A 23,024-nucleotide genomic window follows, 5' to 3' on the forward strand; every position below is an offset into this window, starting at 1 on the left:
GAACATCAAAGAAACAATGACCAAATGCGTGCGGTAAAAAGATAGCCGTTGCCCCATGATGACGCCCGGACTTAAGGCATTTTGTCCGCGATGCTATGATTGTCACGGATTTCACCGGCAGAATTCTCCAGACTGCGCCCCTATCGCGGGCCTTCAGACTGCGGGCAGATGCAGATTTATGCGAGATTTCTGAATATCAGGGACTATTTTCCGCAAAAACTGGAACAATTTTCGCATAAGCCTAAGCTATGACGGCAGCCACCCGCTGAACGGGGATGGCTCTGCGGATAGTATTGGAAGTTTTGTCCCATTATCGGGAAAATATGGCCGAAAATGTCGCAGGTATCGCTGGCAGTGCAGCATTAGCGGTCAAGGCTGCGTATAATGTCACGACACAAACCCGGGACAGTCAGGTATGAGTGCGGTCCGGCTACCTACAGGATCGGATGCGGCTGTGCGTCGGGGGGGAACCTGTCGGCAGGCGGGGTCCATGGCGCGTTTAGCCGAAAATAAGCCCCTGAACAGAGGCGATGCCAGGAGAGGATATGGTTGCGGTAAGAAGTGCACATCTGAACACGGCTGGCGAGTTTGCGCTCGACCAATGGATCACCAGTCTGGGGATCTCCAACCAGCAGTCATGTGAACGACTGGCCGAAACCTGGCGCTACTGTGAAGCGACCACCCAGGGTCACCCTGATGCTGCACTGCTCCTGTGGCGCGGCGTTGAGATGGTGGAGATCCTGTCGATGCTCAGTATGGACTGTGAAACGCTCTGCGCCTCGCTACTGTTCCCGCTGGCCGATGCCGGTGTGGTCAGTGAAGCCCTGTTAGAAGAGCAGCACGGTAAAGCTATCGTTTCGCTGGTGCACGGCGTGCGTGATATGGATGCCATCCGTCAGTTAAAAGCCACCCACAATGATTCAATGGCCTCTGAGCAGGTCGATAACGTCCGCCGGATGCTACTGGCGATGGTGGAAGATTTCCGCTGCGTGGTCATCAAGCTGGCGGAGCGTATTGCCCACCTGCGTGAAGTCAAAGACGCACCGGAAGACGAGCGGGTACTGGCGGCGAAAGAGTGCACCAATATCTACGCCCCTTTGGCCAACCGTCTGGGCATCGGTCAGTTAAAATGGGAGCTGGAAGACTTCTGCTTCCGCTATCTGCACCCGGATGAATATAAGCGCATCGCCAAACTGCTGCACGAGCGCCGCATTGATCGTGAAGACTATATAGATACCTTCGTTCAGTCGCTGCGCACCGAGATCGTGAAAGAGGGGGTGAAAGCCGAGGTCTATGGCCGCCCGAAACATATCTACAGCATCTGGCGCAAGATGCAGAAAAAATCCCTGGCCTTCGATGAACTGTTTGATGTGCGAGCCGTGCGCATCGTGGCCGAACGGCTGCAGGACTGCTACGGCGCGCTGGGGATTGTCCACACGCTCTATCGCCATCTGCCGAGCGAGTTCGACGATTACGTCGCCAATCCCAAGCCAAACGGCTATCAGTCCATTCACACCGTGGTGCTGGGGCCAAAGGGTAAAACCGTTGAAATTCAGATCCGCACCCGTCAGATGCACGAAGATGCCGAACTGGGCGTAGCCGCGCACTGGAAGTACAAAGAAGGGGCGGCCGCTGGCGGAAGCGCACGCGGCGCTTCCGGTCATGAAGGGCGCATTGCCTGGCTGCGCAAGCTGATCACCTGGCAGGAAGAGATGGCGGACTCGGGCGAGATGCTCGACGAGGTGCGCAGTCAGGTATTCGACGATCGGGTGTATGTGTTTACTCCGAAAGGTGACGTGGTTGACCTGCCGGCCGGTTCGACGCCGCTGGATTTCGCTTACCATATCCACAGTGATATCGGCCACCGCTGCATCGGTGCCAAGATTGGCGGACGCATCGTGCCGTTCACCTACCAGCTGCAGATGGGCGATCAGATAGACATCATTACCCAGAAGCAGCCGAACCCAAGCCGCGACTGGCTGAACCCGAACTTAGGCTATATCACCACCAGCCGGGGGCGCTCCAAGGTTCATGCCTGGTTCCGTAAGCAGGACCGCGACAAGAATATTATTGCCGGCCGCCAGATCCTCGACAGCGAGCTGGATCACCTTGATATCAATCTGAAAGATGCTGAAAAGCTGCTGCTGCCGCGCTACAACTTCAACTCGCTGGACGAACTGCTGGCGGCCATTGGCGGCGGCGATATCCGCCTGAATCAGATGAGCAACTTCCTTCAGTCGAAGCTGAATAAGCCCAGCGCCGAGGAAGAGGACCGCGAGGCGTTGCAGAAGCTGACGCAGAAAACCTCTAACAGCGTGCCGCGCAGTAAAGAGAGTGGCCGCGTGGTGGTGGAAGGCGTCGGCAATCTGATGCACCATATTGCCCGCTGCTGCCAGCCGATCCCCGGCGATGATATCACCGGGTTTATCACCCAGGGACGCGGTATCTCGATCCACCGCGCCGACTGCGATCAGCTGGCTGACCTGATGTCACATGCGCCGGAACGTATCGTCGATGCGGTCTGGGGGGAAACTTATTCCAGCGGTTATTCGCTGGTGGTGCGCGTTACCGCCAACGATCGCAGTGGTCTGCTGCGTGATATCACCACCATTCTGGCAAATGAAAAGGTGAACGTGCTGGGGGTCTCCAGCCACAGCGATACGAAGAAGCAGCTGGCCACCATCGATATGGATATTGAGATATACAACCAACAGGTGCTGGGACGGGTGATTGCCCGGCTCAACCAGGTGCCGGACATCATCGACGCCAGACGATTACATTGATCTGTCAGTTGCCACGTTGTCCTCCGGCAGTGCTCACCCCTGGTCACATACTCGTGTATATGACCAGGGGGATTGCGCGCTGTCGGTGAACAAACTGCCTGCGCCAGTAACGCCACGACGTGGTCTGTTGTAAAACCCCATCAGGCCTGCCAAACCAAAAACGACGTAAATGGATGAAATTATGACTTCTCTCGATCGCCTGCTGGGCATCATGAAAACCCTGCGCGATCCGGAAAGCGGCTGCCCGTGGGATCGCCAGCAGACCTTTGCTTCCATCGCCCCTTATACCCTTGAAGAAACCTATGAAGTCATCGATGCGATTAACCGCGCTGACTTCGACGATCTGCGCGGAGAACTTGGGGATCTGCTGTTCCAGGTCGTGTTCTATGCCCAGATGGCACAGGAAGAGGGGCGCTTTAACTTTGATGATATCTGCAGCGCCATCAGCGACAAACTCGAACGCCGTCATCCACACATTTTTGCCGACGCTCAGGTCAGCGGCAGCGCTGAGGTGCTGGTGAACTGGGAGCAGATTAAAAGCGACGAGCGGGCCGGGAAAGCCCAGCACTCTGCGCTGGATGATATTCCGCAGGCGTTACCGGCGCTGATGCGCGCGCATAAAATTCAGAAGCGCTGCAGCAACGTCGGTTTCGACTGGACTACCCTCGGCCCGGTGCTGGACAAAGTGCATGAAGAGATCGATGAAGTCATGCACGAAGCGCAGCAGGCGGTGATAGACCAGGACAAGCTGGAAGAGGAGATCGGCGACCTGCTGTTCGCCACGGTGAATCTGTCACGACATCTCGGCAGTAAAGCCGAAACCGCGCTGCAAAAGGCCAACAACAAATTTGAACGCCGTTTTCGCCGGGTGGAACAGATTATCGCCGCACAGGGCATGACGATGCAGCAGGCCACGCTGGAAGAGATGGAGGCCGCGTGGCAGGTGGTGAAAGCAGAGGAATAATGGGCTGACACGATTCAACAAAAGTGTGACGTGCATCAACCTCCTGGGGCGGATATTCAGGTAATCTCATGGCGGTAAATGCGGTGGGAAACACACAACCGGAAACGATCAATTGTCGCCACGGGGTGTTTCGGGTATACTATTTTCCCGTCCTGGTTATCCATTCCATCGTCTTTAAACCTACATTCTCAGGTTCAGCATGACAACGAACTATATATTTGTGACCGGCGGGGTCGTTTCCTCTCTGGGTAAAGGCATTGCCGCAGCTTCCCTGGCCGCTATCCTTGAAGCGCGTGGTCTTAACGTGACCATCATGAAGCTGGACCCGTACATTAACGTGGATCCAGGTACCATGAGTCCCACCCAGCACGGTGAAGTCTTCGTCACCGATGACGGGGCGGAGACCGATCTGGATCTTGGCCACTACGAGCGTTTCATCCGTACTAAGATGAGCCGCCGTAACAACTTCACCACAGGTCGAATCTACTCAGAAGTGCTGCGCAAAGAACGTCGCGGTGACTACCTGGGCGCGACCATTCAGGTGATCCCACACATTACCAATGCTATCAAAGAACGTATCATCGAAGGCGGCGAAGGCCACGATGTGGTGCTGGTGGAAATTGGTGGCACCGTGGGTGACATCGAATCCCTGCCGTTCCTTGAGGCGATCCGCCAGATGGCGGTAGACGTGGGCCGTGAGCACACGATCTACATGCACCTGACGCTGGTGCCGTACATGGCAGCAGCGGGCGAAGTGAAAACCAAGCCTACTCAGCACTCGGTGAAAGAACTGCTCTCTATCGGTATTCAGCCAGATGTGCTGATTTGCCGTTCAGACCGTGCCGTTCCGGCAAATGAGCGTGCGAAAATTGCCCTGTTCTGTAACGTGCCTGAAAAAGCGGTTATCTCGCTGAAAGACGTTGACTCCATTTATAAAATCCCGGGCATGCTGAAATCGCAGGGCCTGGATGACTACATCTGCAAGCGCTTCAACCTGAATGCCCCGGAAGCCAATCTGGCCGAGTGGGAGCAGGTGATTTATGAAGAAGCTAACCCCGGAGGTGAAGTCACCATCGGGATGGTCGGCAAATATGTCGAGCTGCCGGATGCCTATAAGTCCGTGATTGAAGCCCTGAAGCACGGCGGCCTGAAAAATCGCGTGACCGTCAATATCAAACTTATTGACTCTCAGGATGTCGAAACCCGTGGTGTTGAAGTGCTGAAGAATCTGGATGCTATCCTTATTCCTGGCGGTTTCGGCTATCGCGGCGTGGAAGGCAAACTGATGACCGCGCAGTACGCCCGCGAAAACAACATCCCTTACCTGGGTATTTGCCTGGGAATGCAGGTGGCGTTGATGGAGTTTGCCCGTAACGTGGCGAACATGCCGGGCGCGAACTCAACCGAGTTCGTCCCTGACTGTAAGTACCCGGTTGTCGCGCTGATCACCGAATGGCGTGACGAAGACGGCAACGTTGAGCAGCGTTCTGAACAGAGCGATCTGGGCGGGACCATGCGTCTGGGCAGCCAGCAGTGCCAGCTGACCGAAAACAGCCTGGTGCAGAAGCTGTATGGCTCTGACACTATCGTTGAGCGTCACCGTCATCGTTATGAAGTCAACAATATGCTATTGAAGCAGATTGAAGCGGCTGGTTTACGTGTGGCAGGCCGCTCAGGGGATGACCAGCTGGTGGAGATCATTGAGCTTCCTGACCACCCCTGGTTTGTTGCGTGTCAGTTCCATCCGGAATTCACCTCAACACCCCGAGACGGGCACCCGCTGTTCAGTGGCTTTGTTAAAGCCGCCAGCGAGTACCAGAAGCGTTTGGCAAAATAAGTGTTTTCATAACCTCTTGAAACCGCATGGCTTCAAGAGGTGCGTCTAAGTTTAAGCTAACTTGTACTGAGGAAAAACTAATGTCCAAAATCGTAAAAGTCATCGGTCGTGAAATCATCGACTCCCGTGGAAACCCGACCGTTGAAGCTGAAGTTCACCTTGAAGGCGGCTTTGTTGGTCTGGCAGCAGCGCCATCAGGGGCTTCTACCGGTTCCCGCGAAGCGCTGGAACTGCGTGACGGTGACAAATCTCGTTTCCTGGGTAAAGGCGTAACCAAAGCGGTTGCCGCAGTTAACGGTCCAATCGCTGACGCGGTCACCGGTAAAGACGCGAAAGACCAGGCCAACATCGATAAGATCATGATCGATCTGGACGGTACTGAGAACAAATCACAGTTTGGTGCTAACGCCATCCTGGCCGTTTCTCTGGCGGCAGCGAAAGCCGCAGCGGCAGCGAAAGGCATGCCACTGTACGAGCACATCGCTGAACTGAACGGCACCCCAGGCAAGTTCTCTATGCCACTGCCAATGATGAACATCATCAACGGCGGCGAGCACGCCGACAACAACGTCGATATCCAGGAATTCATGATCCAGCCAGTTGGCGCGAAAACGCTGAAAGAAGCGGTTCGTATGGGTTCTGAAGTGTTCCACACCCTGGCAAAAGTGCTGAAGTCTAAAGGTATGGGTACTGCGGTTGGTGACGAAGGTGGCTACGCGCCAAACCTGGGTTCTAACGCCGAAGCACTGGCTGTTATCGCTGAAGCGGTAAAAGAAGCGGGCTACGTTCTGGGTAAAGACATCACCCTGGCGATGGACTGTGCAGCCTCTGAATTCTACAAAGACGGCAAATATGTGCTGGCTGGCGAAGGCAACAAAGCCTTCACGTCTGAAGAGTTCACTCACTTCCTTGAAGACCTGACCAAACAGTACCCAATCGTCTCTATCGAAGACGGTCTGGACGAATCTGACTGGGCTGGCTTCAAATACCAGACCGAAGTGCTGGGCGACAAAATCCAGCTGGTGGGCGACGACCTGTTCGTTACCAACACCAAGATCCTGAAAGAAGGTATCGATAAAGGCATCGCTAACTCCATCCTGATCAAATTCAACCAGATCGGTTCTCTGACCGAAACCCTGGCTGCGATCAAAATGGCAAAAGATGCGGGCTACACTGCGGTGATCTCTCACCGTTCAGGTGAAACCGAAGATGCCACTATCGCTGACCTGGCGGTAGGTACTGCAGCGGGCCAGATCAAAACCGGTTCGATGAGCCGTTCTGACCGTGTTGCTAAGTACAACCAGCTGATCCGTATTGAAGAAGCGCTGGGCAACCGTGCGCCGTTCAATGGCCTGAAAGAAGTTAAAGGTCAGTAAGCTGCTGATTTTCTGAGCCGCTCATCCGGCTGAGGATAATCTGAAAAGCCCCGTCTCCGGACGGGGCTTTTTTTTGTTTATTTTTATTTTTCAAAGCGTTAACTGAATTTTGCCTGATGCGGAAAAATCCTGGTTATCTGTTACGGGGCGTTTTATGCGGTTATTTTGTGTAAATTCCTGGTCACTATTTGTAATCAGGATCAGGAAATATGAAATACCGTGCTGATGTTGACGGGCTTCGCGCACTCGCCGTGCTACCCGTTATCGCTTACCACATGGGGATCGGGGGGATACCCGGTGGGTTTACCGGCGTGGATATCTTCTTTGTTATTTCCGGCTATCTGATCTGCGGCATCATTTATAACAGCGCCATCAGCGATAATTTCTCCTGGCTGGATTTTTATAAGCGCCGCTGCCTGCGCATTCTGCCGCCGCTGTTTGTCGTGCTGCTGGCGACAATGATCTTTGGCTACTACCATCTGCTGCCTGCGCAGTTCACCGACCTGAGCAACAGCGCGCTGGCGGCGCTGCTGTCTGCCTCGAATATCTTTTTCTGGAAGACCACGGGCTATTTTGACGGGCCGGCCGATCTGAAACCGCTGCTGCACACCTGGTCGCTGGCGGTAGAGGAACAGTTCTATATTCTCTTCCCGGTCGTGCTGCTGCTGGTGATCCGGCTCTTCCGCCGCCGCACCACGCAGGTGATGCTGCTGGTGATTGCCGGATCGCTGCTGCTGAGTATTTACGGCGTAACGCGCAAGCCAACCTTTACCTTCTATATGCTGCCAACCCGTGCGTGGGAGCTGGCGCTTGGTGGGATTATTGCTATCGCCGGGCTGGAGGCGAAAACCGCCCATTACAGTGCCGCGCTGAAACACGGCATGAGTCTGGCCGGGCTGGGGCTGATTCTGTTTGGCTTCCTGTGGCTGGATACCACTCTGCCGTTCCCGGCGTGGAATGCGCTCTATCCCTGCCTCGGCAGCTTCCTGATTATCCTTGCGGGCCAGCAGTCGGTGGTCTCGCGTCTGCTGGCGCTGAAGCCGGTGGTGTACATCGGTATGATCTCCTACTGCCTGTATCTGTGGCACTGGCCGATTATTGTCTACTCGCGTATGTTCTTTAATATCGAACCCGGAGTACGTGAGCTGGTGATCCTGGCTCTGACTTTCGGTCTTGCCGTTGCCTCACGCTATCTGATTGAGATCCCCTTCCGTTACCGTCTTGCCTGGGTATCGCCGGGGCGTATTGTGACGGCATCAGTCATGGGTCTGGCAGTGATGGCCAGCGGTGCGGTGTATAAAGGGCATATCAGTAACAGCTCGGGGCAGTTTTCAGCGGAAGCGCTGGCGCTGGCGCAGTATTCCGAATACAGCAAAATGCCTGAGTTTGACTACCAGTACCGCCGGGGCCAGTGCTTTGTGGATGGAAAAAACGAAGAGGACAAGCCCTTTAACCGTGAATTCTGCCTGAAGACTTCCAGTACGGCGAAGAACTACGTGATGATCGGCGACAGCCACGCTGCCCATCTGTGGCGTGCCGTCAGTCTGGCTGCGGGCGAGGGTGTGAATGTGATCCAGGCAACCTCAGCGGGCTGTAAGCCGCTCTACAAACAGGATCTGCGTAATCCCTGCACCAGACTGGTCGATTACGTCTACGATGAGTGGATCCCCGGGCATCACATTGACGGCATTATTATTTCGGCACGTTGGGCACCGGAGGATATTGCTCCGCTGCGCGCCACCCTTGACCATCTGAAGTCGCGCTCTGACAATATCATTGTGATGGGGCCTACCGTCGAGTACACGGAGGCGCTGCCCGACCTGCTGGCGTACCAGACGGACGGGCGCAAAGATTTGGTGGCATCCTCGATTAAAAAAGAGGTCAGAGGGACGGATGCCCGAATGCGGGCGGCCATGGCGCAGCAGGGGACGCCTTATATATCGGTCTATTCGATAGTCTGTCCGGGGAACGTTTGCCGTGGCCTGGCCTCTGACGGCCATCCGACCTCGAATGACTACGGACACTTTACCCTCAGTGGGGCGAAGGACGTCGCGAAGCAGGCGATGGTGCAGATGCACGAGAAAAGGTTTATGTAACTTATCAATGCGGGCGGCCAGAAAATGGCCGCTCACGGGGTTTTGTAATTATTTAAAGTAAAGCGCACTTTGTACCGATATTAGCTGTTACCGGGCTAACCCCATGACAGAGTGCGCACCATGCTTAAGAATATAAAAGTCGTCACCAGCATCGTTATCATGCTGATCGTTTTCAGCGCGTTATTGCTCGTCTCCAGCGCGCTCTCCTTTAATGCCATCAGCCAGGACAAGGCCAACTTCACCCGTGCCAGTATTTTGACCGAACAGCAGGGACAGCTGAGTGATGCCTGGCAGACGCTGGTCAAAACACGTGTGACCATTAACCGGGTCGCAATCCGTATCCTCAAAAAGCAGACCGATCCTGCGTCCATGGCGGCAATAGAAAAGCTGCTGGGCCAGGCGACGGAAACGCTGGACGACGCTGGACAGCATTTTGCCCGCTATAAAAGTTATCCCACGGTCGACGGGCAAAACCCGGCGCTGGATGAGGCCATCGTCAGCAGCTATCAGCTGATGTTTGACACCATGAAGCAGTCCATCCAGTTCCTGGGCGCAAATAATTACGAGGCCTACGGTAATCTGGAAGCGCAGAAAGCGCAGGATGACCTGGAAAAAAATTATGACGGCTGGCGGGAGCAGAACAGTAAACTGCTGGCAGTCGGGGTCACGGATAACCACGAAGGCTACAGCCATATGGTATGGACGCTGGGCGCGGTAATTCTGGTGCTGCTGGTGCTGGTTGCTTCGGTCTGGGTGGTGATCAAACGTGTCCTGCTGACGCCGCTGAAACAGCTGCTGGTGCATATCCAGCGCATCGCCGCCGGTGATCTTTCTGAAACCCTTGTGGTGGACGGACGCAGTGAAATGGGGCTGCTGGCCAGTAACCTGACACAGATGCAGCAGTCGCTCGTCGCCACTGTGGGTAACGTGCGCGACAGTTCCAATGCCATCTACACCGGAGCCAGTGAAATTTCGCAGGGTAACAACGACCTCTCTTCCCGTACCGAGCAGCAGGCGGCTTCTCTGGAGCAAACTGCGGCGAGTATGGAAGAGTTGACTGCCACCGTGAAGCAAAACGCAGAAAATGCCCGTCAGGCGTCCCAGCTGGCCAAAAATGCCTCGGAGACGGCGGCGAAAGGAGGCCGGGTGGTCGACGGGGTGGTGAAAACCATGCAGGAGATCGCCGGCAGCTCGAAGAAGATTGCCGATATCACCAGCGTGATCGACGGCATCGCCTTCCAGACCAATATTCTGGCGCTCAATGCGGCAGTGGAAGCGGCACGGGCCGGTGAGCAGGGTCGCGGTTTTGCCGTGGTCGCCGGGGAAGTACGTAACCTTGCCCAGCGCAGCGCTCAGGCCGCCAAAGAAATTAAAACGCTGATCGAGGACTCCGTTAACCGCGTCGACGCCGGTTCGCAGCAGGTTGCGACGGCGGGGGACACCATGACGGACATCGTCAGTGCGGTGGTCCGCGTCACCGATATTATGGGGGAAATTTCCTCTGCCTCGGATGAACAGAGCCGGGGTATCGACCAGATTGGCCTGGCGGTGACCGAAATGGATCGGGTCACCCAGCAGAACGCCGCGCTGGTGCAGGAGTCGGCAGCGGCATCGGCTTCGCTGGAAGAGCAGGCCAGCCTGCTGTCTCAGGCTGTGGCGGTGTTTAAAATCGGCTCACAGAACGCTGCAGCGATCCGTCATGTCGCGCCAGCGTTGAAAACGCCCCGCCTGGCCGCACCGCGTAACGTCACCGTGCAGAATGAGGGTAACTGGGAAACGTTCTAGATCTGTCTGACCGTCGCCTTTTCAGGGCGGCGGTCAACCCCAGTGCAATGACTGGCACGCTTTGTTTGGTCTTCTTCTGTCAATCTGCCATAATCTGCGCCCGTATTTTAGCCACCAGTCGAGATGTTAATGCAGTACCCGATAAATGAAATGTTCCAGACGTTGCAGGGCGAAGGTCTTTATACCGGCGTTCCGGCAATTTTTATCCGCCTGCAGGGATGCCCGGTGGGCTGCAGCTGGTGTGATACCAAGCATACCTGGGATAAGCTGGCCGATCGGGAGACATCGCTGGGAGACATCCTGCTGAAAACCGTGGAAACCGATGCCTGGGGGGCGGCCGATGCGCAGGCGTTAATCGACGTGATCCGCCAGCACGGCTGGACGGCAAAGCATATTGTCATCACCGGCGGTGAGCCCTGCATTCACGATCTGACCCCGCTGACCGCCGCCCTTCAGCAGCAGGGCTTCGGCTGCCAGATCGAAACCAGCGGCACCCACGAAGTGCGCTGTACACCGGACACCTGGGTGACCGTGTCGCCCAAGGTGAACATGCGTGGCGGCTATGACGTGCTGAACCAGGCGCTGGTGCGGGCAGATGAGGTCAAGCATCCGGTGGCGCGTCAGCGCGACGTGGATGCGCTGGATGCGTTGCTGGCGACCCTGAGTGATGATAAAGCGCGGATTATCGCGCTGCAGCCTATCAGCCAGAAGGCGGATGCGACGAAACTCTGTATTGAAACCTGTATCGCGCGCAACTGGCGGCTGTCGATGCAGACGCACAAGTATCTGAATATCGCCTGAGGGCTCGGATAGCGGTGCGGCCAGATAAAGGCCGACCCGCTACGCCCTGTTATCCGCTTACTGCGGCCACTTCATCTCGCCTTTCAGCACTTTTGCACTCAGCTCCAGACTTGAGACTTCCTTCAGTGCCGGATACCGGGTTTTCATCGCGGCCGTATAGCTGGCGGCATCCTGACTTTCAGCCAGCACGGTCTCAGCGGTTTTCAGATACTGTTGGGTGAAATGAACTGACGCCAGCGTCTCGGCTGCGCCCGGCAGGAAATGGCCCGGCACCACGCGCGCGGGCTTCAGGGCCTGAATCGCTTCCAGCTTCTGCTGCCAGGCAGAACGTTCAGCAGGCGTTTGGGCATCGGCCATCCAGACGTGGATATTATTGCCATACACCACCACGCCGCCCATCACTGTTTTCAGCGCGGGCACCCACAGATACGTATTCTGCGGCTGCGGGCCGTCAATGCCTTTCACCTCAATGGTTTCACCATCGACCCGGAAACTGTTGCCGGTTAATACCTCAGGCACCACCAGCGACTGTGGCGCATTCGCGCCCATTTTCGGGCCCCAGAACGCCAGCTTACCGTCTTTCGATTGCTTAATCAGATCGACCGTGGCCGCCGTGGCGATAATTTTAGCCTGCGGGAATGCCTGCTTAATGGTCTCCAGGCCAAAGTAAAAGTCCGGATCGGACTGGCTGATAAACACCGTGGTCAGCCGCTTTCCGGTGGCTTTGATGCGTTTCACCAGGGCTTCAGCGTCATTGCGCTGGAACTGGGCATCGATCAGCACCACCTCATGCGGGCCGGAGATGATTTCGCTGGAGACGGCGAACATGCTGGCTTCGCCCGGGTTATAGACCTCCAGATTCAGCGTTTCTGCGGCATACAACGGTGCGCTGGCGGTCATGGCCAGCAGGAACGTCAGACGGGTTTTCATGATGAGCTACCTGATTACGGGAAAGACATCAGTGTAGGTTGCAAAATACAGCAGATAAACCGACTATCAGGCAACAGATTGTTGCATATATCGGACAGATTATGGATCGCATCACGGCGGCGAAGGTCTTTATTACCATTGTCCAGCGCGGTAGCCTGTCGGCGGCGGCGCAAACCCTGGATATCTCACGCGCGATGGTCACGCGCTATCTCAGCCAGATGGAGAGCTGGGCTGGCGCACGCCTTCTGCACCGCAGCACGCGACGCCTGAGCCTGACGCCGGCCGGAGAACATGCGCTGGCCCGCTGCCAGCAGATGATGGCGCTGGCCGCCGAAATTGAACTCAGCAACCAGCCTGAAGGGGAAGCGCTGTCCGGCCTGCTGCGGGTCTCCTGCTCGCTGTCGCTGGGGCAGAGCGTGCTGATGGCGGCGCTGACCGCCTTTCAGCAGCGTTACCCCCTGGTGCGTATCGACCTGCACATCAGTAATCAGCGGGTTAACCTGGTGGAAGAGCGCATCGATCTGGCCCTGCGTATTACGGCCCAGCTGGAACCGAACCTGATTGCCCGGCCGCTGCACCGCTGCCGGTCGGTGATCTGTGCGACGCCGGCGTATCTGGCGCGGGCGGGGATCCCGATGGTGCCGCAGGATCTGGTTCATCACAACTGCCTTGCCTACTCTCACTTTGGTAAAAGCCTGTGGCACTTTACCCGTCGTCAGGAGAAGGAGGCGGTGGCCGTCAGTGGCAATCTGAGCGGTAATGATTCGGTGATGCTGCTGGCAGCGACGCTGGCTGGTGCTGGTATTTCCATGCAGCCGGTGTACAGCGCGCAGCCTTTTCTTGCCAGCGGTGAACTGGTGGCACTCCTGTCCGATTACCGGCTGGATGAACTGGGGGTGTATGCCATTTATGCCTCCCGGCAGTATCAGTCAGCGCGCCTGCGCGCCCTGCTGGATTTTCTGGTGGAGTGGTTTGCTGGAGAAGACGCGGGACGACGACTGAGCGGTACAGCGCCCTGACGGGCGTGATGCGTGACGGACGGAGGGGGTTCCGCAGGGTATTCCCTGCGGAGGGTAAACATCAATTACTTCGAAACGTCAGCGGCAAAGTAGTGCTGAGAAATGCGCTGATAGGTGCCGTCATCTTTCATTTCGGTCAGCGCCTTATCAATGGCAGCCTTCAGCTCCGGATTACCTTTGCGCAGCAGAATACCGGAATGTTCGGCGTCACTCTGGGTGGCAGCAATTTTTACTTTTGCCTCTGGCTTGTGCTTTTTGAAGTCGAGATATGACAGATTATCGTTAATGGTTGCATCTGCGCGGCCGCTGGCCACCAGATCGACCGACTGGTTAAAGCCATCCGTCCCGACGATCTCCGCACCAAAGCTGCGAGCCAGCTGAGCATAGTTGCTGGTCAGCGTGTGGGCGGATTTTTTCCCTTTCAAGTCTGCGAAGGTCTTAATGGTGTCGTTATCACTGCGCACAATCAGCACGCCTTTAGAGGCGATATACGGCGCAGAGAAATCAAACTTTTGCTGGCGTTCCGGGGTGATGGAAACCTGATTAATGACTGCCTCGTAGCGTTTAGCATCCAGCCCGGCAATCAGCCCGTCCCATTTACCTTCAACAAACTCCGCTTTCACCTTCAGTCGCTTTGCGACCTCGCGACCGATATCGACATCAAAACCGGTCAGAGCCCCGGACGCATCATGGTAGGTAAACGGCGGGTAGGTGCCCTCTGTGCCGATTTTCAGCACGCCTGCCGACTGGATTTTTGCCAGATCGTTTTCTGCCAGTGCAGCAGAAGAAAAACCGAGCTGAATCAGTCCGGCGAATAACAGTGTGGCTATCTTTTTCATGTCATAACTCCTGAATGCAGTCTGTGATGAGGTCTTTAATTATATTTCCCATGAATCGGGCAGGGTGTCTGTCAGGGTGGAAATAAACGCTTTGGTTCGGGGCTTTTCTGCTCGGGTAAACAGGTCACGGGAGGTGCCCGTCTCGACGATCTCGCCCGCTTCCAGAAACACCACGTTATTGGCAATATTTGCTGCCAGCCGCAGGTCGTGGGTGGCCATCAGCATGGTCATTCCTTCTTTCGCCAGCTGTTTCAGTACCGCCACCACTTCCAGCGACAGTTCGGGATCCAGCGCCGAGGTCGGTTCATCACACAGCAGCACTTTAGGCGAGGGAGCCAGCGCCCGGGCAATGGCCACACGCTGTTGTTGACCCCCTGACAGCGTGCCGGGCAGGGCATCGCGTTTATGGCCCATCCCCACCTTTTCCAGCAGGGCTTCTGCCCGCTGCCGCGCCTGCTGAACGGGCTGCTTATGGACGGTTACCAGGCCTTCCATAATGTTTTCTATCACCGTCAGATGAGGAAACAGCTGGAAGTTTTGAAATACCATGCCGGTTTGCTGGCAGATACGGCGAATATCTTTACGGCCCGGGCGGGTACTGCCGGTAAAAACGATGTGCTCATGGCCGATGGTCAGTTCCCCTGCCTGCGGGATTTCCAGCAAATTAATGCAGCGCAATAAGGTGCTTTTGCCACTGCCGGAAGGGCCGATGAGGGCGGTGACGCTGCCTTCATTAATGGTCAGGTTAATCTTCTTTAATACCGGGTTGCCATCGAACTGTTTATCAATGTTGGATAATTTTATCATTATCTCTTACCTTTACTGCGCCATTATTGGCGAGCTTATTTTCCAGTCGGGTCTGTAACGCCGATAATACTGAGCTGATCAGTAAATAGATAATGGCGGCTTCGGTATACAGAATTAAGGGCTGATAGGTCACCGCTGCAATACGCTGTGCCGCCAGAAACATTTCAGGTACGGTAATCACCGAGGCCAGCGACGTGTCTTTCACCAGAGAAATAAAGGTGTTGGACAATGGCGGAACGGCAATTCGCGCTGCCTGCGGGATAATGATACGACGCAGTGCCTGGGCCCAGCTCATGCTGATCGAGTGTGCGGCTTCCCACTGGCCTTTCGGCACCGAGAGCAGCGTGGCGCGTATCACTTCGGAGGTATAGGCCCCGATGTTCAGGGTAAAGCCAATAACGGCTGCCGGGAAGGCATCCAGCGTAATGCCCACCCCGGGCAGGGCATAGAAAATAAGGAAAAGCTGAACCAGTAACGGGGTGCCGCGAATAAGCCAGACATAAAAGCGAACAATGTACTGCAATGGCTTCGGGCCATATAGTCGAGCCAGGGCCACAATAAAGCCCAGCGATAAACCTAGCGCAAATGAAATAAGTGTTAATGGAATAGTGAAGGTGACGCCGGCATACAGCATCGGCCAGAATGAATCAATTGCCAGACTTAACCATGAGGGCATGTTGCACCTGTCCTGAGACACGATTACTGCTATTTTATTTTATGGCGAGAGATTATCACGGGGCAGAAAAAGACGCTTATATCTTGCAGTACTACCATAGATTCGGATGGAATATGCTTTTTTAACGTGGCAATAAAGCGAAACCACTAAAGTAAAAAGGCCCGCGAATGCCGCGAGCCTCCTGGTTCTTATCCGCGATAGACGCAACCGGCGGTGCAGGTTTCTTTCACCATTACGGCGCTTAACAACGGCAGTACCGGTTTCATCTGCTGCCAGATCCATGCAGCCAGCACTTCGCTGGTCGGGTTCTCAAGGCCGGGAATATCGTTAAGATAGTAGTGATCCAGACGATCGTAGATCGGCTTGAACGCCGCTTTGATCTCGGAAAAGTCCATCACCCAGCCGGTATGCGCATCCACTTCGCCAGTAATTTCCAGACGAACCATAAAGGAGTGCCCGTGCAGGCGACCGCATTTGTGCCCTTCCGGCACATTCGGCAGATGGTGTGCGGCTTCGAATTGAAAATCTTTAAACAGCGTAGTAGCCATAGTGACAGTCTCAGTCTTCATCAATAAAACCGCCGCAGGATACCGGAAAACCGCTTTTTTCGCACCCGTTTCCCGGCTAAACGACATAACCGGAAGCACCTGAAAAGTGTGTTGTTTGTAATTCATTGAAAATAATAGTAATAATCAACCTGTTTTGTCGCTAACCCTTACCCGAAAAACCGCTTAGTCATTTTGGTTATTTATTATTTCCAACCCTTATTTAAGGGTTATTATGCTTGCCCTTACCCTGTTGTTTATAGATCTCCGACCTTGGACTTTTCAACGTAATGACAACTCAGGCACCCCCAAACATGCTTCCCCTTAATCCGGAACAGCTTGCCCGCTTGCAGGCAGCCACCGGTGATTATTCACCCACTCAGCTGGCATGGCTTTCCGGTTACTTCTGGGGCATGGTCAATCAGGCGCCTGGTGCGACGGTCGCCAGCGCACCGGCGGTTGAGGTGCCTGCCATTACGCTTCTTTCCGCATCGCAGACCGGCAACGCGCGTCGCCTGGCCGAACAATTGCGCGACGATCTGCTGGGCGAAAAGCTGAACGTTAACCTGGTCAATGCCGGTGACTACAAATTTAAGCAGATCGGTCAGGAAAAACTGCTGGTGGTGGTGACCTCCACGCAGGGTGAGGGCGAGCCGCCGGAAGAAGCCGTGGCACTGCATAAGTTCCTGATGTCGAAAAAAGCGCCGAAAATGGACGGTTGTGCGTTTGCGGTGTTTGGTCTGGGGGACACCTCTTACGAATTCTTCAGCCAGGCCAGTAAAGATTTCGACAGCAAGCTGGCGGAACTGGGCGGTGAGCGTCTGCTGGAGCGCGTTGATGCCGACGTGGAGTATGCCGCGCAGGCAGAAGCCTGGCGCAAACAGATCGTTGAGGTGCTGAAGGCCCGTGTGCCGGACGCCAGCGCCCTCCAGATGACTGCCGCCGCGACGGGCAGCGTGAATGAGATCCACAGCAGTCCTTACAGCAAAGAAGCGCCCCTGACCGCCAGTTTTGCCGTTAACCAGAAAATTACCGGCCGCGACTCCGATAAAGACGTGCGGCATATTGAAATTGATCTCGGTGATTCCGGTCTGCGCTACCAGCCGGGTGATGCTCTGGGCGTGTGGTATGAAAATGACCCACTGCTGGTTCAGGAGCTGCTGGGGCTGCTGTGGCTGAAAGGCGATGAGCCCGTCACCGTTGACGGTAGTACGCTGCCGCTGGCGGAAGCGCTGCAAAAACATTACGAACTGACGGTCAATACGCCGCAGATTGTTGAACACTATGCCAGGCTTTCCCGTAATGAAGCGCTGCTGGCGGAGACGGAAGAGAAAGCCAGACTGCAACAGTATGCGCAGAACACCCCTATTGTGGATATGGTGCGTTATGCCCCTACGGAACTGAACGCGGAACAGCTCACCGGGCTGCTGCGCCCGCTGACGCCGCGCCTTTACTCTATCGCTTCATCGCAGGCGGAAAATGAAACCGAAGTCCATATCACCGTGGGGGCGGTGCGCTACGAGATTGAAGGTCGTGCCCGTTCCGGCGGTGCCTCCAGCTATCTGGCCGACAGGCTGCAGGAGGACGACGGGGTGCGCATCTTCATTGAACATAATGATAACTTCCGCCTGCCTGCCAGCCCGGAAACGCCGGTGATTATGATTGGGCCGGGTACCGGTATTGCACCGTTCCGCGCATTTATGCAGCAGCGCGACAACGAAGGGGCCGGGGGTAAAAACTGGCTGTTCTTCGGCAATCCGCACTTTACCGAAGATTTTCTTTACCAGGTCGAGTGGCAGCGCTATGTCAAAGACGGCCTGCTGACGCATATCGATCTGGCCTGGTCGCGTGACCAGAAACACAAAATTTACGTGCAGGATAAAATCCGCGCTAAAGGGGCGGAGCTGTGGCGCTGGATAGAAGAGGGTGCCCATATTTATGTCTGCGGTGATGCCAATCGCATGGCAAAAGACGTTGAACAGGCATTACTGGAAGTGGTAGCTGAATTTGGTGCAATGGACATTGAATCGGCCGATGAGTTTTTAAGTGAGCTGCGCATTGAGCGCCGTTATCAGCGAGATGTGTACTAATGAGCAATGAAAAATACCCTGGGCCGCTGGTCGTTGAAGGTAAGCTGGTCGACGCCGAGCGCCTGAAGAAAGAGAGTAACTATCTGCGCGGCGGCATTGCCGAAGACCTGCATGACGGGCTGACCGGCGGCTTTAACGGCGATAACTTCCTGCTGATCCGTTTTCACGGTATGTATCAGCAGGATGACCGCGACATTCGTGCTGAACGTGCAGAGCAGAAGCTGGAGGCGCGCCATGCGATGATGCTGCGTTGCCGTCTGCCGGGCGGGATCATGACGCCGACGCAGTGGCTGGCTATCGATAAGTTTGCCGCTGATAACACCATTTACGGCAGTATCCGCCTGACTAACCGCCAGACCTTCCAGTTTCACGGCATTCTGAAAGGCAACGTGAAACCGGCGCACCAGATGCTGCATGAAGTCGGGCTGGATGCGCTGGCAACGGCGAACGACGTTAACCGTAACGTGCTCTGCAGCTCAAACCCGATTGAGTCTGAACTGCACCAGGAAGCGTATGAGTGGGCGAAAAAACTCTCTGAGCATCTGCTGCCGCAGACCCGTGCATATGCTGAAATCTGGCTGGACCAGGAAAAGGTCGCCACCACCGACGTCGAGCCGATCCTCGGTGAAACTTACCTGCCGCGCAAGTTTAAAACGACCGTGGTGGTGCCGCCGCATAACGACGTCGACCTGCATGCCAATGACCTGAATTTTATTGCCATTGCTGAAAACGGCAAGCTGGTCGGCTTTAACCTGCTGGTGGGCGGGGGCCTGTCGATTGATCACGGCAATAAAGCGACCTATGCGCGCACGGCATCAGAGTTCGGCTATCTGCCGGTTGATAAGATCCTGGATGTTGCTGCTGCGGTGGTGACCACCCAGCGCGACTGGGGTAACCGTACTGACCGTAAGAATGCTAAAACCAAATACACGCTGGAGCGCGTGGGGCCGGAGGTCTTTAAGGCGGAAGTGGAGCGTCGCGCCGGCATCACCTTTGAACCGACCCGTCCATATGAATTTACTACCCGTGGCGATCGCTTTGGCTGGGTTAAAGGCATTGATAATAAATGGCACCTGACGCTGTTTATTGAAAACGGCCGCCTGCTGGACTATCCGGGCCGGCCGTTGAAAACCGGTCTGGCTGAAATTGCCAAAATTCATCAGGGCGATTTCCGCTTAACAGCCAATCAGAACCTGATTGTCGCAGGCGTACCGGAGTCTGAAAAGGCGACTATCGAACAGCTGGCGGTGTCGCATGGTCTGATGGAAAACGTCAGCCACCAGCGCGAAAACTCCATGGCCTGCGTGTCCTTCCCCACCTGCCCGCTGGCGATGGCCGAAGCCGAACGCTTCCTGCCGGAATTTGTCACGCGTGTGGAGGGCATCATGACCGCCCACGGGGTGGGAGATGAGCACATTGTCCTGCGCGTCACCGGCTGCCCGAACGGCTGCGGCCGTGCGCTGCTGGCTGAGGTGGGGCTGGTGGGCAAGGCTCCGGGGCGTTATAACCTTCATCTCGGAGGCAACCGCATCGGTACGCGCATCCCGCGGATGCACAGCGAAAATATCAACGAAGAGCAGATCCTGGCGACCCTGGACGAACTAATTGGCCGCTGGGCGAAAGAGCGCGAAGCAGATGAAGGCTTCGGTGATTTCACCATCCGTACCGGTATTATCAGACCGGTACTCGATCCGGCCCGCGATTTCTGGGAATGATGGAGGTGTAATATGGCCGTTCTCGATCTCACTGCACTGAACGACTTACCAAAGGTGGAGCGCATCATGGCGCTCGCTGAAATCAATAATATGCTGGATAAACTTTCCGCCGAGGATCGGGTGATCTGGGGGCTGGAAAATCTGCCGGGTGAAGCCGTGCTGACCTCCAGTTTTGGTATTCAGGCAGCGGTCAGTCTGCATCTGGTGGCACGCCAGAAGCCGGATATTCCGGTGATCCTGACCGATACGGGCTATCTGTTCCCGGAAACCTATCAGTTTATTGATCAGCTGACGGAGAAGCTGGATCTTAATCTTCAGGTGTTCCGCGCAGCGCACAGCCCGGCCTGGCAGGAAGCACGCTATGGCAAGCTGTGGGAACAGGGCGTGGAGGGCATTGAGCGCTACAACCAGATTAATAAGGTTGAGCCGATGAACCGTGCGCTGGCGACGCTGAAAGCGCAGACGTGGTTTGCCGGGCTGCGCCGCGACCAGTCAGGTAGCCGCGCGCATCTGCCAGTGCTGGCGATCAAGAAGGGCGTCTTCAAGCTGTTGCCGATCATCGACTGGGACAACCGTCAGGTATATCAGTATCTGCAGCAACACGGTCTGAGCTACCATCCGCTGTGGGAGCAGGGCTATCTCTCGGTGGGGGATACGCACACGACGCGTAAATGGGAACCGGGCATGGCAGAGGAAGAGACCCGCTTCTTTGGCCTGAAGCGCGAGTGCGGATTGCACGAGTAAATTTACGTAGTGGCCGACCTTTTGTTTCGGTCGGTCATTAAATCGGCACATATTCCCGCGTTCGTTATCCCAGCAGGCCTTGCAGGACGCCTGCAATAAGCACCGCCAGAATAATGGCGGCAACGATAGCCATGGCAGGCTGAAAGGCAATCGTCGTCAGCCCCAGAAGCCCGGCGGCAGCTGCGACACGATGTTCTTCCTTACGTGCCCAGCCAATGATGCCAAGGATCACCGCACCCGCCCCCATCATTGCGCTAATAATCGACAGTATGCGGTCAATATTCCAGCCGACACTTTTTGCTTTTTCAACCAGCGGCTTACCGTGCAGGGCGTCTAAGGCCGCATGCTTAATTGCCAGCGTTTTCGTTGCTACAATGCTTTCCAGTGAAGGGCGGGGAGCAAAAGGACCGGCCATAAAGTGGGTGATGACCAGCAGCAGGGCGATACTGCCCAGCAAAATGCCTGCCCAACCACAAACATCCTTTTTAAACATATGACTTCCTTGTTGATATTTACTTATTCGCAGGCAGGATGGTTTCTTTGTCTGTCAGTGGTGACCTCTGCCATGACTGCCGCAGGCATGATAAACCTCAGATCCCGGTCAGTGCGGCAAACTTATTGGCGGAGCGGGTGATATTCACTTTTGTCACCTCGTAGCTGGCGACCTGCTGGAAGGGGTCTTCCGCCAGAATGGCATCCAGCTGTTTCCTGTCCATCTCTTTCACCATGATCATCCCACCGGTGCGTGGATCTTTACGTCCTGCGCTGATAAAGGCACCGGCGGTAAAGTAACGATTGATCCACGCCACGTGTGGCTCCAGCAGGGCTTCCACGTCTTCCATCGGGCGGGTGTAGGTGAGAAAAACAATGTACATGGATGACTCCAGAGATTAAGGGTTAGCCAGTTCACGGATCAGCGGCAGCAGCACGGCGACAGAATCATGGGCGCGGCGGGTGATGCGGCCAGGTAACCAGTGATCAATATAAGCCAGATTATCGCGCTGTGCCTGGTGACGCAGGGCCAGCGGGAAATGCAGCGCGACCGGGCGCGACAGCTTGCCGCCGGGCGCATCGCTGGCCCTGACCAATAACAGCGGGAAACCGGCGCGGTCAAAAGGCCCTTCATCTTGCGCGGTCTGTGTCGTCGCGCTGATCCCCAGGTGGCGCGCCAGCGACCGGGCGCGATCGCGCGTCTGGCGGGCCACGGCCTTCGGTGTTTGACGGCCGCTAATAAAAGTAAGGTGACTGCCCACAACCAGACTGTCGAGATTAATGACCAGCAGCGTATTGTGTTTCTCTTCGGGAGTCATGCGTGACACATAATCTTCGCTGCCCTGCAGTCCGATCTCTTCGCCGCTCAGGGCCACGAAGCGCAGGCTGTAATGCAGCGGCTGGGTGCTGAGACGCTGTGCCAGCTCCAGCATGACGCCCAGCCCTGAGGCGTTATCGTCAACCCCCTGATTGGTCAGACCGCCGAGGTTAAGCTGCGTTTCGTTATCGTTGTGCGGTGTCCAGCTGTCGCTGTGAGCGACAATCACAATCTGCTGCGCAACCTTACCCTCGCGTGCGGCAATGACCGAGGTGGCATTGACGTTACGCCACGTCTTGTCGCCTGCCTGATGCTGATAAGCATAGCGGGTGGTGAAACGACGCTGGTTTGTCTGATAGCCGAGTGCGGTAAACTGCTGCTGCAGATAGTCGGCAGTCAGCATATCGGCCGGGCTGCCTGCCATGCGGCCGGGAAAATAGGTGGCAATATGGCGTAGCTGCTGTTCGGCAATGCTACCGGTCTTCATGCTGGCGGCATTCGCGGACAGACTGATGCCGCAAATAAAAATGGCTGCCAACGCCCCCAGGCGCATAAGGGTCAACATGGAAGGTTCCTTAATTCGTTATCCTGTAACGAAATGTGCGAATTTTTTTGCGCAGACAGTATGAAATCATGACGCGTTTTAGACAATTTCATTCTCTCTGAAAGGTGCGAAATATCATCCGTTAAGCACATTTTGTTCGCAGC

General features: G+C 55.7%; 19 protein-coding genes. 11 read left to right on the forward strand and 8 right to left on the reverse strand.

The annotated features are described in order from the left end of the window. The first annotated feature begins 545 nt into the window (after positions 1-545). From relA to queE, 7 genes are all read left to right on the forward strand, one after another. On the forward strand, positions 546-2,783 hold the full coding sequence (gene relA, locus IFU29_RS11015; RefSeq protein ID WP_191933966.1) for a GTP diphosphokinase: 2,238 nt from the start codon (positions 546-548) through the stop codon (positions 2,781-2,783). 181 nt (positions 2,784-2,964) lie between these two features. Then, a complete protein-coding gene (mazG, locus tag IFU29_RS11020) occupies positions 2,965-3,747 on the forward strand; it encodes a nucleoside triphosphate pyrophosphohydrolase (RefSeq protein ID WP_198424989.1) in 783 nt (260 codons plus the stop codon). A 199-nt stretch (positions 3,748-3,946) separates the two neighbouring features. Further along, the gene (gene pyrG, locus IFU29_RS11025) at positions 3,947-5,584 is read left to right on the forward strand and encodes a glutamine hydrolyzing CTP synthase (RefSeq protein WP_191933968.1); all 1,638 of its coding nucleotides are present in this window, start codon (positions 3,947-3,949) and stop codon (positions 5,582-5,584) included. A gap of 80 nt (positions 5,585-5,664) precedes the next feature. Further along, a complete protein-coding gene (eno, locus tag IFU29_RS11030) occupies positions 5,665-6,960 on the forward strand; it encodes a phosphopyruvate hydratase (RefSeq protein WP_062744221.1) in 1,296 nt (431 codons plus the stop codon). A 209-nt stretch (positions 6,961-7,169) separates the two neighbouring features. After that, a complete protein-coding gene (locus IFU29_RS11035) occupies positions 7,170-9,056 on the forward strand; it encodes an acyltransferase family protein (protein ID WP_191933969.1) in 1,887 nt (628 codons plus the stop codon). Positions 9,057-9,176: 120 nt separating this feature from the next. Beyond that, positions 9,177-10,841 (forward strand): methyl-accepting chemotaxis protein, encoded by a 1,665-nt coding sequence (locus IFU29_RS11040; RefSeq protein ID WP_191933970.1) that lies wholly within the window; start codon positions 9,177-9,179, stop codon positions 10,839-10,841. A 129-nt stretch (positions 10,842-10,970) separates the two neighbouring features. Beyond that, positions 10,971-11,642: a 7-carboxy-7-deazaguanine synthase QueE gene (gene queE, locus IFU29_RS11045; RefSeq protein WP_118663325.1), complete on the forward strand. Its 672-nt coding sequence runs from the start codon at positions 10,971-10,973 to the stop codon at positions 11,640-11,642. Between the two features lie 57 nt (positions 11,643-11,699). Here queE and IFU29_RS11050 read toward each other — a convergent pair whose 3' ends face one another. Then, positions 11,700-12,572, reverse strand: coding sequence for an MBL fold metallo-hydrolase (locus IFU29_RS11050; protein WP_191933971.1), 873 nt, complete (start codon positions 12,570-12,572; stop codon positions 11,700-11,702). Positions 12,573-12,673: 101 nt separating this feature from the next. Here IFU29_RS11050 and IFU29_RS11055 point away from each other — a divergent pair, with 101 nt between their 5' ends. Then, positions 12,674-13,591, forward strand: coding sequence for a LysR family transcriptional regulator (locus IFU29_RS11055; protein WP_191933972.1), 918 nt, complete (start codon positions 12,674-12,676; stop codon positions 13,589-13,591). A gap of 65 nt (positions 13,592-13,656) precedes the next feature. Here the strand turns inward: IFU29_RS11055 and IFU29_RS11060 are convergent, their stop codons facing one another. The 4 genes from IFU29_RS11060 to queD form a co-directional block, all read right to left on the reverse strand. Continuing rightward, positions 13,657-14,430 (reverse strand): amino acid ABC transporter substrate-binding protein, encoded by a 774-nt coding sequence (locus tag IFU29_RS11060; RefSeq protein WP_191933973.1) that lies wholly within the window; start codon positions 14,428-14,430, stop codon positions 13,657-13,659. Positions 14,431-14,469: 39 nt separating this feature from the next. Then, on the reverse strand, positions 14,470-15,237 hold the full coding sequence (locus IFU29_RS11065; RefSeq protein WP_191933974.1) for an amino acid ABC transporter ATP-binding protein: 768 nt from the start codon (positions 15,235-15,237) through the stop codon (positions 14,470-14,472). After that, positions 15,215-15,913, reverse strand: coding sequence for an amino acid ABC transporter permease (locus tag IFU29_RS11070; RefSeq protein ID WP_191933975.1), 699 nt, complete (start codon positions 15,911-15,913; stop codon positions 15,215-15,217). Before IFU29_RS11070 ends, IFU29_RS11065 begins: the two co-directional genes overlap by 23 nt. Positions 15,914-16,101: 188 nt before the next feature. Further along, positions 16,102-16,461, reverse strand: a complete 360-nt coding sequence (queD, locus tag IFU29_RS11075; protein WP_191934059.1) for a 6-carboxytetrahydropterin synthase QueD — start codon at positions 16,459-16,461, stop codon at positions 16,102-16,104. 287 nt (positions 16,462-16,748) lie between these two features. Between queD and cysJ the strand changes: the two genes are divergently transcribed. From cysJ to IFU29_RS11090, 3 genes are read left to right on the forward strand one after another with little or no spacing between them, the layout of a single operon-like run. Then, positions 16,749-18,548 carry an NADPH-dependent assimilatory sulfite reductase flavoprotein subunit gene (gene cysJ, locus IFU29_RS11080; RefSeq protein ID WP_191933976.1) on the forward strand — a complete coding sequence of 600 codons (1,800 nt, stop codon included), beginning with the start codon at positions 16,749-16,751 and terminating at the stop codon, positions 18,546-18,548. Next, a complete protein-coding gene (cysI, locus tag IFU29_RS11085; RefSeq protein ID WP_187509528.1) occupies positions 18,548-20,263 on the forward strand; it encodes an assimilatory sulfite reductase (NADPH) hemoprotein subunit in 1,716 nt (571 codons plus the stop codon). Before cysJ ends, cysI begins: the two co-directional genes overlap by 1 nt. Positions 20,264-20,275: 12 nt before the next feature. Next, entirely contained in the window at positions 20,276-21,007 is a 732-nt protein-coding gene (locus tag IFU29_RS11090; protein ID WP_062744210.1) for a phosphoadenylyl-sulfate reductase, read from the forward strand. Positions 21,008-21,071: 64 nt separating this feature from the next. Here the strand turns inward: IFU29_RS11090 and IFU29_RS11095 are convergent, their stop codons facing one another. From IFU29_RS11095 to IFU29_RS11105, 3 genes are all read right to left on the reverse strand, one after another. Continuing rightward, positions 21,072-21,500, reverse strand: a complete 429-nt coding sequence (locus IFU29_RS11095) for a hypothetical protein (protein ID WP_062744209.1) — start codon at positions 21,498-21,500, stop codon at positions 21,072-21,074. 97 nt (positions 21,501-21,597) lie between these two features. Continuing rightward, positions 21,598-21,882 carry a YciI family protein gene (locus IFU29_RS11100; protein ID WP_191933977.1) on the reverse strand — a complete coding sequence of 95 codons (285 nt, stop codon included), beginning with the start codon at positions 21,880-21,882 and terminating at the stop codon, positions 21,598-21,600. A gap of 15 nt (positions 21,883-21,897) precedes the next feature. Then, positions 21,898-22,881, reverse strand: coding sequence for an aminopeptidase (locus IFU29_RS11105; RefSeq protein ID WP_118663335.1), 984 nt, complete (start codon positions 22,879-22,881; stop codon positions 21,898-21,900). Positions 22,882-23,024: the final 143 nt, after the last annotated feature.

This window comes from Erwinia persicina (genome assembly GCF_014838825.1).
Taxonomy (GTDB): Bacteria; Pseudomonadota; Gammaproteobacteria; order Enterobacterales; family Enterobacteriaceae; genus Erwinia; species Erwinia persicina_A.

What these genes read in the sequence shown, in the direction of transcription:
- IFU29_RS11100 (WP_191933977.1), bottom strand. Translation starts at nt 21,882, where the DNA reads ATGTACATTGTTTTTCTCACCTACACCCGCCCGATGGAAGACGTGGAA.
- relA (WP_191933966.1), top strand. Translation starts at nt 546, where the DNA reads ATGGTTGCGGTAAGAAGTGCACATCTGAACACGGCTGGCGAGTTTGCG.
- IFU29_RS11060 (WP_191933973.1), bottom strand. Translation starts at nt 14,430, where the DNA reads ATGAAAAAGATAGCCACACTGTTATTCGCCGGACTGATTCAGCTCGGT.
- cysI (WP_187509528.1), top strand. Translation starts at nt 18,548, where the DNA reads ATGAGCAATGAAAAATACCCTGGGCCGCTGGTCGTTGAAGGTAAGCTG.
- IFU29_RS11035 (WP_191933969.1), top strand. Translation starts at nt 7,170, where the DNA reads ATGAAATACCGTGCTGATGTTGACGGGCTTCGCGCACTCGCCGTGCTA.
- IFU29_RS11070 (WP_191933975.1), bottom strand. Translation starts at nt 15,913, where the DNA reads ATGCCCTCATGGTTAAGTCTGGCAATTGATTCATTCTGGCCGATGCTG.
- IFU29_RS11095 (WP_062744209.1), bottom strand. Translation starts at nt 21,500, where the DNA reads ATGTTTAAAAAGGATGTTTGTGGTTGGGCAGGCATTTTGCTGGGCAGT.
- IFU29_RS11090 (WP_062744210.1), top strand. Translation starts at nt 20,276, where the DNA reads ATGGCCGTTCTCGATCTCACTGCACTGAACGACTTACCAAAGGTGGAG.
- mazG (WP_198424989.1), top strand. Translation starts at nt 2,965, where the DNA reads ATGACTTCTCTCGATCGCCTGCTGGGCATCATGAAAACCCTGCGCGAT.
- queD (WP_191934059.1), bottom strand. Translation starts at nt 16,461, where the DNA reads ATGGCTACTACGCTGTTTAAAGATTTTCAATTCGAAGCCGCACACCAT.
- IFU29_RS11055 (WP_191933972.1), top strand. Translation starts at nt 12,674, where the DNA reads ATGGATCGCATCACGGCGGCGAAGGTCTTTATTACCATTGTCCAGCGC.
- cysJ (WP_191933976.1), top strand. Translation starts at nt 16,749, where the DNA reads ATGACAACTCAGGCACCCCCAAACATGCTTCCCCTTAATCCGGAACAG.
- IFU29_RS11105 (WP_118663335.1), bottom strand. Translation starts at nt 22,881, where the DNA reads ATGTTGACCCTTATGCGCCTGGGGGCGTTGGCAGCCATTTTTATTTGC.
- IFU29_RS11065 (WP_191933974.1), bottom strand. Translation starts at nt 15,237, where the DNA reads ATGATAAAATTATCCAACATTGATAAACAGTTCGATGGCAACCCGGTA.
- pyrG (WP_191933968.1), top strand. Translation starts at nt 3,947, where the DNA reads ATGACAACGAACTATATATTTGTGACCGGCGGGGTCGTTTCCTCTCTG.
- queE (WP_118663325.1), top strand. Translation starts at nt 10,971, where the DNA reads ATGCAGTACCCGATAAATGAAATGTTCCAGACGTTGCAGGGCGAAGGT.
- IFU29_RS11050 (WP_191933971.1), bottom strand. Translation starts at nt 12,572, where the DNA reads ATGAAAACCCGTCTGACGTTCCTGCTGGCCATGACCGCCAGCGCACCG.
- IFU29_RS11040 (WP_191933970.1), top strand. Translation starts at nt 9,177, where the DNA reads ATGCTTAAGAATATAAAAGTCGTCACCAGCATCGTTATCATGCTGATC.
- eno (WP_062744221.1), top strand. Translation starts at nt 5,665, where the DNA reads ATGTCCAAAATCGTAAAAGTCATCGGTCGTGAAATCATCGACTCCCGT.